Annotated in this window: 2 pseudogenes; both read right to left on the bottom strand. The window is 68.1% G+C overall.

Going from position 1 to position 730, the window contains the following annotated elements:
• Positions 1-460 (bottom strand): annotated as a pseudogene (locus ABEA07_RS19170) (electron transfer flavoprotein subunit alpha/FixB family protein); the annotation flags it as partial.
• A 124-nt stretch (positions 461-584) separates the two neighbouring features.
• Positions 585-730: pseudogene (locus tag ABEA07_RS19165) on the bottom strand (electron transfer flavoprotein subunit beta/FixA family protein); the annotation flags it as partial.

Genomic DNA, 730 nt, shown 5'->3' with positions numbered 1-730 from the left:
CGAAGCCGGTGGTGCGCACGGTGATCACCTTGATGGCATCGCTGCTCTGCACGGTGGCGATCGCGTTGCCCGCGTAGATCGGGCGCTCGAAGGTGTCGGCGCTGTCGACCTTGGTGATGTCGCTGATCTGCGCCACATCGAGCTTGGCCGCCACGCGCGGGGCCACGTTCTTGCCGTTCGCCGTGGCCGGGAACAGGATGTGGCTGTAGTTCTTGGCGATGGCGAGGACCTGGGCCGCGACGTTCTCCGCCAGGTTCTCGGCGAGGCTGGGGCTGTCGGCGGCGATCACCTTGGCCACGCCTGCGATCTTGGCCGCTGCGGCCGCCGCTTCGGCGGCGTTGGCGCCGGCCACCAGCACGTGCACGTCGCCGCTCTGGCAGGCGATGCCCGCGGTCACGGTGTTGAGGGTCGCCGGCTTGACGGTGGCGTGGTCGTGTTCTGCGATGACGAGTACGGTCATTGGATTTCCTATCGGCACGGGGCCAGTCGGGGAACACCGCGGAACCGGCTTTGCCGGGCCGCGGGTGTTGCCCCCGGAAGGGGGTTGGCGGACCACACGAAGTGGGGGAGCCCTGGGGGAGAACTTAGACAACCTTGGCTTCGTTCTTGAGCTTGTCGACCAGCGTGGCGACGTCGGGCACCTTGATGCCGGCGCCGCGCTTGGGCGGCTCGCTGACCTTCAGGGTCTTCAGGCGCGGCTTGACGTCCACGCCCAGGTCTTCGGGCTTGA

The sequence above is a fragment of the Variovorax defluvii genome, from assembly GCF_039541515.1.
GTDB lineage: Bacteria > Pseudomonadota > Gammaproteobacteria > Burkholderiales > Burkholderiaceae_C > Variovorax > Variovorax defluvii.
This window is presented reverse-complemented; position numbering and strand designations above follow the sequence as displayed.